The organism is Gluconacetobacter tumulicola (genome assembly GCF_014174215.1).
GTDB lineage: Bacteria > Pseudomonadota > Alphaproteobacteria > Acetobacterales > Acetobacteraceae > Gluconacetobacter > Gluconacetobacter tumulicola.
Window position 1 is genome coordinate 47,638 of record NZ_JABEQL010000025.1, and the last position, 8,888, is coordinate 56,525.

At 60.2% G+C, this 8,888-nt stretch carries 8 protein-coding genes; 5 read left to right on the forward strand and 3 right to left on the reverse strand.

The window, feature by feature from the left end; all coding sequences use genetic code 11:
- Positions 1-13: 13 nt before the first annotated feature.
- Positions 14-1,297 carry an NAD(P)/FAD-dependent oxidoreductase gene (locus tag HLH29_RS15355; RefSeq protein ID WP_182968256.1) on the forward strand — a complete coding sequence of 428 codons (1,284 nt, stop codon included), beginning with the start codon at positions 14-16 and terminating at the stop codon, positions 1,295-1,297.
- Positions 1,298-1,300: 3 nt separating this feature from the next.
- Here the strand turns inward: HLH29_RS15355 and HLH29_RS15360 are convergent, their stop codons facing one another.
- Positions 1,301-1,942: a TetR family transcriptional regulator gene (locus HLH29_RS15360; RefSeq protein WP_338030258.1), complete on the reverse strand. Its 642-nt coding sequence runs from the start codon at positions 1,940-1,942 to the stop codon at positions 1,301-1,303.
- A gap of 349 nt (positions 1,943-2,291) precedes the next feature.
- On the opposite strand from HLH29_RS15360, the gene HLH29_RS15365 reads away from it, so the two are divergent.
- Positions 2,292-2,996 (forward strand): HAD family hydrolase, encoded by a 705-nt coding sequence (locus HLH29_RS15365; protein ID WP_246374299.1) that lies wholly within the window; start codon positions 2,292-2,294, stop codon positions 2,994-2,996.
- A 207-nt stretch (positions 2,997-3,203) separates the two neighbouring features.
- Here the strand turns inward: HLH29_RS15365 and HLH29_RS15370 are convergent, their stop codons facing one another.
- Complete coding sequence (locus tag HLH29_RS15370; protein WP_182968257.1) at positions 3,204-4,742, reverse strand: MBL fold metallo-hydrolase; 1,539 nt, start codon at positions 4,740-4,742, stop codon at positions 3,204-3,206.
- Positions 4,743-5,001: 259 nt separating this feature from the next.
- On the opposite strand from HLH29_RS15370, the gene HLH29_RS15375 reads away from it, so the two are divergent.
- The 3 genes from HLH29_RS15375 (at position 5,002) to HLH29_RS15385 (ending at position 7,868) form a co-directional block, all read left to right on the forward strand.
- On the forward strand, positions 5,002-5,919 hold the full coding sequence (locus tag HLH29_RS15375) for a TolB family protein (RefSeq protein ID WP_182968258.1): 918 nt from the start codon (positions 5,002-5,004) through the stop codon (positions 5,917-5,919).
- Positions 5,916-6,821 (forward strand): hypothetical protein, encoded by a 906-nt coding sequence (locus HLH29_RS15380; protein ID WP_182968259.1) that lies wholly within the window; start codon positions 5,916-5,918, stop codon positions 6,819-6,821. Before HLH29_RS15375 ends, HLH29_RS15380 begins: the two co-directional genes overlap by 4 nt.
- 429 nt (positions 6,822-7,250) lie before the next feature.
- Positions 7,251-7,868 (forward strand): LOG family protein, encoded by a 618-nt coding sequence (locus tag HLH29_RS15385; RefSeq protein WP_182968260.1) that lies wholly within the window; start codon positions 7,251-7,253, stop codon positions 7,866-7,868.
- A gap of 220 nt (positions 7,869-8,088) precedes the next feature.
- Here HLH29_RS15385 and HLH29_RS15390 read toward each other — a convergent pair whose 3' ends face one another.
- Positions 8,089-8,670 (reverse strand): nucleotidyltransferase family protein, encoded by a 582-nt coding sequence (locus HLH29_RS15390; RefSeq protein ID WP_182968261.1) that lies wholly within the window; start codon positions 8,668-8,670, stop codon positions 8,089-8,091.
- Between the last annotated feature and the right edge of the window lie 218 nt (positions 8,671-8,888).

The window sequence follows — 8,888 nt, forward strand, 5'->3', positions numbered from 1 at the left end:
CCCTGAAGACGCGATGGCGACAAAACCGGAAATTCTCATCGTAGGGGGCGGCGTCGCGGGGCTGGCTCTGGCCACCCGGCTGGGCGACACGCTGGGCCGACAGGGACAAGCCCGGATCACACTGATCGACAAGAGCTTCTCCCATGTCTGGAAGCCCATGCTGCATTGTTTCGCGGCCGGCACGGCCCAGAACGAGAATGACCGCATCAGCTTCATGGCGCAGGCCAGCAGCCGCCATTTCGAATTCTGGCCCGGCGAGATCGTGGCCCTGGACCGCGCGAACAAGCGCGCCATCCTCGGCCCGTTCCGCTCCGCCGAGGGTGAGGTGGTGCTGGAAAGCCGCACGGTCGAATATGCCGCACTCGTGCTGGCCATCGGCAGCCGCGCCAATGATTTCGGCACGCAGGGCGTCGCGGAACATTGCCTGTTCATCGACAATCTGGTCGAAGCCAACGGCTTCAACGAAAAATTCCGCATGGAGCTGCTGCGCGCCTACGCGGCCGACAAGCCGCTCGACATCGCCATCGTCGGCGGCGGCGCGACCGGCACGCAGCTCGCGGCCGAACTGCACAAGGCGCTGGACCTGGTCGCCCTGCATTCCTTCGGCGCGGCGCCCCCGCAGCTCAAGATCACGCTGCTCGAAGCCGGCCCCCGCATTCTCCCCGCCTTCCCCGAAGCCGTGTCCACCGCAGCCCAGCGCCAGCTCGAAAGCATCGGCGTCTCGGTCCGCACCTCCGCCATGGTCTCCGGTGCCGATGCCGAAGGGCTGAGCCTGAAAGACGGCACGCACATCCCCGCCACGCTGCGCGTCTGGGCCGCGGGCGTAAAGGCGCCGGACGTCACGTCGGCCTTCGACGGGCTCTCCCTCAGCCGCTCGGGCCAGATCCTGGTCCACCCCAACCTGCAATCGCAGGATGACGAGCATATCTTCGCCATGGGCGACTGCTCGTTCATCTCCGACGACCCCCTGCCGCCCACGGCCCAGGTGGCCCGCCAGCAGGCCCACCACCTCGCCCGCCACCTGCCGGCCTGGCTGCGCAACGGAATTGCCGTTCCCAACTGCGTCTTCCGCAACAAGGGCGCCATCGTGGCGCTGGGCAATTACAATGGCTGGGGCACCCTGCCCGGCGGCACCGTCTTCGGCGGCGGCTTCCTCAACGGCCTCACCGCGCGGCTCGGCCACCTGATGCTCTACCGCCAGCACCAGGTGGAACTGTACGGCCTGTTCCGTGGCCTGATGTCCATCCTGGCCGACCGGATCGATGCGTTCGTGCGCCCATCCGTGCGGCTGGATTAGCGACTAGCCGGGCGGGGCCAGAAGCCCCGCCTGCAATACCAGCACCTTGCGCAGGATCGGCACCAGCGCCGGGCGCCCCTTCAGCCTGATCCACTCATCCAGCGCCGTGCGAAAGGCCGAGATCCCCGACCGCGCGGCCACGCGCGCCGCCAGCGCCTGATCAGGCGACGACGGTAGCCGGCTGGCCAGGGCGGCGGCCAGCGCATCCTCCCACCGCGCATATTTCCGCAGGCTCACCGACAGCAGCGCCGGCGTCCGCTCGATCAGACAGGCAAAGGCGAACGCCTCGGCCCGGTTCTTCGCCATCTGCGGCACCACGGCTTCCAGCGCCGTGCGGATAATATCCTGCGGCATAAAATCCGCCGGGCAGGATTCGACGCTGGCGGTCAGCACATCGGTCATGTTCTGCGCCCAGGCGGTGACGATATCGGCCTTGGTCGGAAAATACCGGAACAGCGTCCGGCGCGAAATGCCCGCGCTGGCCGCAATCTCGTCGACCGTGGTGGTGTCGAACCCCCGGGTCGACAGCAGGCGCATCGCGCCTTCGATCAGCGCGGCATGGGTCTCGCTCCGCCGGGCCTCCCGCCGGGACGGCGCGGAGACGGAGGCGGCGACACGCAGGGAAGAAACCGGGGGCCGGGACACGGGCAAGACAGGATCGCTCTCGAACAGGACGGACCGACGCACCGAACGGATCGGCACACCGAAAAAGGGGAAACCGGCAGGGTATCCGCCCACAAGACCGTCCCTCCCCCACCGATGATAGTCGCGAACGGCAAAAGCCTCCACCCTCGCCACCGCACCCCTTCCCGGCGATGCAGACACACCGGAAAATGGCACTCACCATCCCGGCCCCGCATCGCCACGATGCCAATATCCATGAAATTTCGTTTTCAAATCAACGATGTTTATAAAAAACTCCCATACCGGGTTGCACCGCGCAGGGCCAACGGACGATAATGCGCCGAAAGAAACAGCAGCGAGAGAAAAACGCATGACGGGATATCCGATCCCCACCCACCTGAGTCCATCCGCCTTCCAGGCCGTCAAGGGCGTGATCTTCGACATGGACGGCCTGCTGCTGGACAGCGAAACCCTGGCGATGGACGCACTGGCCGAGGCCGGGACCGACCTGGGTTACGACGTGCCGCTCGCCTTCTGCCGCGGCATGATCGGCATGCCCGCCGACATCTGCCGCCAGATGGTGCACGACACGTACGGCACCGATTTCCCGCTGGAACGCTTCTTCGCGCTGCAGGAAGAGCATCTCCGCCGCTATGTCGACAGCGACCGCCTGGTGCTGAAAAAGGGCGTCATCCCCCTGCTGGACCTGCTCGACCGGCTGGGCCTGCCGCGCGCCATCGCCACCTCGTCCAGCCGCTACCGCACCGACCATCATCTGGAACTGGTCGGGCTCCTGACCCGCTTCGACGCCATCGTGACCCGTGACGACGTCACACGTGGCAAGCCCAATCCCGAACCCTATCTGACGGCCGCGGAAAAAATCGGAATCGCCCCCGAAGCCTGCCTGGCATTGGAAGATTCCCACAACGGCGCCCGCGCCGCCCACGCCGCCGGCATCCCCGTCATCGTGGTGCCCGATCTCCTGACCCCCACCGAGGACATCCGCGAAAAAGCCCTGGCCATCGTCAACGACCTGGACCATGTCCGCCACTGGCTGGAACAGGCCCACGCCTGAACACCGGGCAAAAATGCACGCCGGGAGACATCGGCGCGCATGTCCCGACACATTCCCCCAAAACCGGAGGAAGGGGCAACGCGCCCTTTCCTCCCGCCCACGATGTCCCTCACTTTAGCGATTACGCATCGCCCGACATGGCTGCTTCCGCCTACTTTCCAGACGACAGATGCAAGCACATGCCTTCCCGACAGCGGACGCCCAATCTTACGGCACCATCCCTATCGCTCTACCCCACGGCATTGGTGCCTGATGCATCGCGTAGACAGTCTGCGGCGCGATATGCGCCCGCGCAACCGCTGTTTCCACTTCATGCATCAGTTCAGGATTATACAACGAATTGTCCGGATTCAGTACCAGCGTGTCGCTCGCGTAGAGGAGTTTCGCATCGGGCCAGTAAACCATGTATTGTCGCTCGGTCGAGGGCCCGCAGATCGGGATCAGCATGATCGGATTGTGACGGCTGGGGATCGCAAGCACCTGATTCACCATATGCCATTGCGGCGGCCGGGGATGACGGGCAAGGTCGTCGGGTCGCAGGGTATGGGGAGCAGCGATCAATCGGTCCAGCAACGGACGGTTCAGATCGAGCTGATAAACCGGAATACCCCGCGCCACCGCTTCCCGCAGTCCCGCGACATGCGGCCAGGAGTCCGTCGTCGAGATCACGGCCTTGATTGGCTTGCCCGGCACGAGGTGCGCGGCAGCATCTAGCGCTTGTGCCGTATAGGACGCGGAAATCGGCGCTTCGAGCAGAATCAGGCCGTCATCCTGTTCGATCACGCTGACATTCCATGCCCCCTGGAACAGCCAGACCCCGGGGACGATCGTTTGCGCCTGTGGTGGGAACGGCCGGTCCCATCCCGGCGACCGCAGGCTTTTGGCCGCCGCCGCTGAATCGACGGAGAAGGCGTCGCTTGCCAGGGTCGGATCGAATCGCACGTCCAGATATTGCTCGTGAGCAGTCTCCAAGTCGTTGCGCTGATCGACCCGGCTGGCCGGGAAAAGCACGCCGCCGACATCCTGCCAACTGTCGAGATAGATGCGCTGATTGACGTCGCCCCAGACGTTCCAGAAATCCTCGAACGTCCGGGTCCGCTCGATCGCATCGGGCAGATGGTTTCCGGCATTCAGGACGAGACGAATCGGCTGCCCGTGATCCGTGAATGTCACCACCGTATGCGGTGCCGCGTGCAGCCATTCGGGCGCGGCGTAGCGCAGATCGGGCGCCTTTGCTGCGGCCTGCAGCACCATCATGGGCTCGTCATGCAGGATATCGTCACCTTGTTCGCGGCTTTGCCTAACGGCCGGCCTGTCACCGCCTGGCGTTTTCATGACCGCGCCGGCTGCCGACACCACGACATGGGTTTTGTTGACATTTTCGTCCGGTGCGGTCGAGGGGAAAACGGACTCATGCGCGCGATCGACAGCACCATGCTGATAGTCGACAATTCGAGTCTCCCGACCATATTCGATCTGGAATGGCGCCTGGCGATAGGATTGTTCCGCTTCCTCACGATGGCCGATGATCGCATATCGCGCCGTTCGCACGCCGGCCAGGCGGTTCGCACCCCCCATAGCCTCGAGTGCGATGCCAATGCACGCATGGGGCGCAAGGCCGGCGCAGCCGGGTGCTCCATGCGCTGAAGCGACGGGCGCCCCATCGGGCGGCGGCGCAGCGGCACAGAGGAAAACCGGCACGGTCGCGCAGGTAATTGTCAGGAAGATCCGGTTCGCAGGAGCCATAAGATACCGTCTCAACGAGAGTCGCCAATCTGCATTAGGCATATTGCGGCAATTGCCATGCAGGAGTTACCGCACATTACCTTTCTGCAATTTTATTATGATTCATGTTTGAGAGCGGACAGTTCGTGGTTACCGTCGCCTCCAGAAACGTTACGGCGGCGGCGACATCGCGTCAACGCCTCCAAGGAGACTGGCAACGTCAATGGCACGCCCTTCTTTGTCCGCGCGATGGGGCATCGGACTGGCTCTTCTCGCAGGTATGACGCAGACTGCGCTCGCCAAGGAGATTCCTCCGGTTTCCCCCGCTGGGTTTGGCGTCTTTCAGCCGTTTTCCAGCGACCCGGGCTTTACCCTGAACGCCGCATTCAAGCCGGACGGCAACACCGTCTACTTCTCCAAAAGCCAGCCGACCTGGGATGGCTTGACCATTTTCGCAGCGACGCAACAGCACGGCATATGGTCCGCCCCTCAAGTCGCTCCGTTTTCCGGCGTGGACAAGGACACCGACCCGGCCGTCTCTCCTGACGGGACGTCGATCGTGTTCGCCTCGATCCGTCCCGCCACCGGGGCGGTCTATCGCTTGTATCGCTACGATTTCAAGGTCGGCCTGACCACGCCGGCCCTGCCCGAGCCAGCTTCGGCGACCGACAATGACCTTTACCCGAGCTTTACCCGAACCGGCGTCCTGTATTTCATGAAGATGGGCACAACCGGAACGGCGATCTATCGCGCCGCGCCAGCCGGTCATGGGTTTGCAACGCCGTCGCCTATCGTCATCCCTGGCGCGGATAAAACGACCCACGACATGGATCCGACCATCGCGCCGGACGAGAGCTTCATCGTCTTCGCCAGCAACCGTGCGGGCACGCTGGGCGCGAAGGATCTGTTCATCGCGTTCCGCACCACAACCGGCTGGTGTACGCCGTTGCATTTTGGTGCCCCGATCAACAGTACCGGCAACGAGGTCGCGACCGGTCTATCGCCGGATGGGCAGACATTATATTTCTCCACTGCCCGCTCAAGTGTCACGACACCGCGCACAAAACCAGCCAACAGCGTGGCTTTCCGCGTGGAACAGGCCAATTATGCCAACGGACTCCTGCGGCCCTACAAGGTGTCGATCGGCGCATTCGTTGCGACGCACCGGCCAATCGGCGGTGTGTGCAGTCATCCATGATGAAGCTGGTTCCCACCAAAGGCGCGCAAGGTGTCAGTCCCGCGAGGAAAAAGCGCATGGAGAGGTGCCTTTTGCCGACGCATGCGCATTATCGGCTGTTGCAACTTTCCTCAGGAAGCCTCGCCTGCTTATGCAGCGCCGTCCTGTGGTGCAGCGGCGCTCTTGCGACGCCGGACCCTTCATTCGAACCGAGCCTGAAATCGGGAGACTTGTTCAGCAACGCTTTCTCGATCCAGCGTTCCGTAACGGCCCCTGGTTATCAGGAGTTCGTTTGGCGCAATGGCGGCACTGCCGATTACCGGGTGACCAAGGCGACCACCCACGGCATCGAGTTCGATATGCAGGCGCGGTACGATGGGCGACCGATCGCCTGGCACCATATCTCGATGACACCGGGTGGCGATCGCTTCTGCATCTTTAATGCGACCAAGGTTGCATGCGAGTCCGATCGCGATGCCAGTGGGTTATTGTTCAACCAAGCTGTATGGGGCAGACCGCTTGGCGGTCTGAAAAGCGGCAGTCATTGGCACGAGAGCCATCTGCCTGCCTGGGAATTCGGGGGGGCGGGTGGCTCGCAGGACGTCATTGTGACCGGCTATGACGTCACCACAGGCGCAATGACCTTATCAAGAGCCGGATCGGCGGAGGGTTTCTATTCCGAGAACGATCCGGGAACAATCACCCTTCTGAAAGATGGTCATCAGAAGGAGTTTCATCTACGGCCGGGCCATACCTCATGGCGCGGTGTGACGATCATTAAGGCTGGCATCGTCCTCAGCGACGAGATTATTGTCGAGCGTGATGACGTTCTTGTCGACGACGCGAACCAGACGGTCATCGCGCATGAACGTCGGATCATGCTGGAGAATGCGGCACCGTTTCCGACAATCGGTGTGTTGTGACCATGTAGAGGAAACTGCTGCGCTATCAAACCCGGGACTAAACACCTTGTTGAGGTATCGTCATGGCCTGCTCATGCTGGCCCGATATCGCGGTCGCCGCGGTCATGGGCGCTCTCGGCCCGCATGGCGGCGGACAGATCATCCGTCATGCCCGGCGTGAAAGGAAGGGAGTTTCACGTCGGGGCTGCGCGCTTATTATCCCCTGCAGGGCTGCTTGAACGGGAGTGCGCAGGGGGCGTGTCGTCTTTCGCCTACACACGCGACCTGCCGATTTGTCTTTTAACGTGTCCATAAAGCAGACACGATATCTTCCGCAGGAGCATCCCCGATTGCGCAGAACATGGAAAAATGCAGGAGTTAGAGACGTTCAAAATGGTTCGGTAGGCAATTGCCAGAACGCAACTTTATGCTCGAAAGATCGATCCCAATATGAAACTTGCTGTCTTTTGTGGCTCAGCACCGGGAGATATTCCTATTTACAAGGAGGCGGCCTATGCGTTCGGGAAACTTGCAGCCCGACGTGGGATCGGGCTTGTCTATGGTGGAGGCCATGTCGGCCTGATGGGTGCAGTGGCAGACGGAGCCCTCGCGGCAGGTGGGGAGGTGACGGGTATCATGCCGACAGCGTTGGCAGAGAAGGAGATAGCCCATACCGGCCTGACACACCTAGAGGTTGTTCCAGATATGCACACGCGAAAGACCCGAATGGCGGAGTTAGCTTCAGGATTTGTGACTTTGCCAGGTGGCGCGGGAACACTGGAGGAAATTTTCGAGCAATGGACTTGGGCGCAACTAGGGATTCACCAGAAGCCATGTGGCTTTCTGAATGTCGCTGGCTACTTTGATCCTCTTTTTGAAATGATCGAACGAACCGTGTCAGCCGGCTTCATGAAACGGGATTATGCGGAAATGCTGGTGTGTACGGTTGACCCGGATACGCTTTTTGAACGATTTGCCCGTTATCGGCCTCCTGCTCAGAAGTGGCAGTCAAAAAGCGCAGAAATCAAAGCCCAATGTATGCTCGAGAATCAAAACAACGGTTCTTGATAGTCTCTTGGCGCAAGACAGATGGATTTCAATCCGACACCAGACATTCGACTTTTTCTGTCCATGTCTGCCTGTCTGCTTCAGGATACGAGTAGACAGACGGGATACGCCTCATGTCAATCGTTCTGAATAGATAGATGCATGTGGAAAAGCGGCTATTTATTATTCTGTGGATGTTGCTCGCCTATAGCATGACCAAAAATCGACCAGTTGAGGCGGTTCACTCTGCATTCCAGGGAATAATCGTCAGATAGGGCCAGCGTTTCAGCCATTTCTCTACTTTCGCCTCATAAATATCAGCCGTAATCTGACGTTTATTTGGTCTGACAATGCCATTGAGTAGGTCTGACAAACCGAATGGTGCGTATACTTCACTGCCATGTTTTCCCGGCTTGATGCCAATTGCTGTGGCGGTCGTCGGGAACGTATCAATAGCGTCTTCTACAGAGCGATAGGGTGAAATCGGATAGCCAAATTTTTCTTTGTACCAAAGATGCACACGCGCTTCGTTCTTTACGTCTATCCATACTGCTATGTGCGACAACATTGTCCGGATACGCTCGGCATTTCGTTGCTCACTTAATGCAGAGGTATCATCTGCATCGAAATACACAATATCCAGATCCGAAATGCCGTGATTTACGGGTAAGCCGAAATGGTTATTCCATATGGTTTGTGCCAAACAACCAGCCACCAACCAGCAGTTATCCAGTTCTATTTGTTCCCAGATATACGACAGATCACGTATGAACGGATTCTGTAAAACAGTATCGGAAAATTGAATCGCGAGCGCAGTCTGCATGCTTGCTTTCTATATGCCTGCGTGAAAATCGAAACTTACATGCCTAAAGCATATAGGATCAAGTGTCGGCTTTTCCACGGTTTATTCTGATAGCAGACCTTCTGGATTCCTGAAGAGTTTCGGGCGCCGTGAGGCGTACGAAAGTCGGGGAGGACCGAACCCGCGACACCGGGACTCAGTTATGGGGAATTTGCAACTGGCGCTGCCCTGAGGCGCCC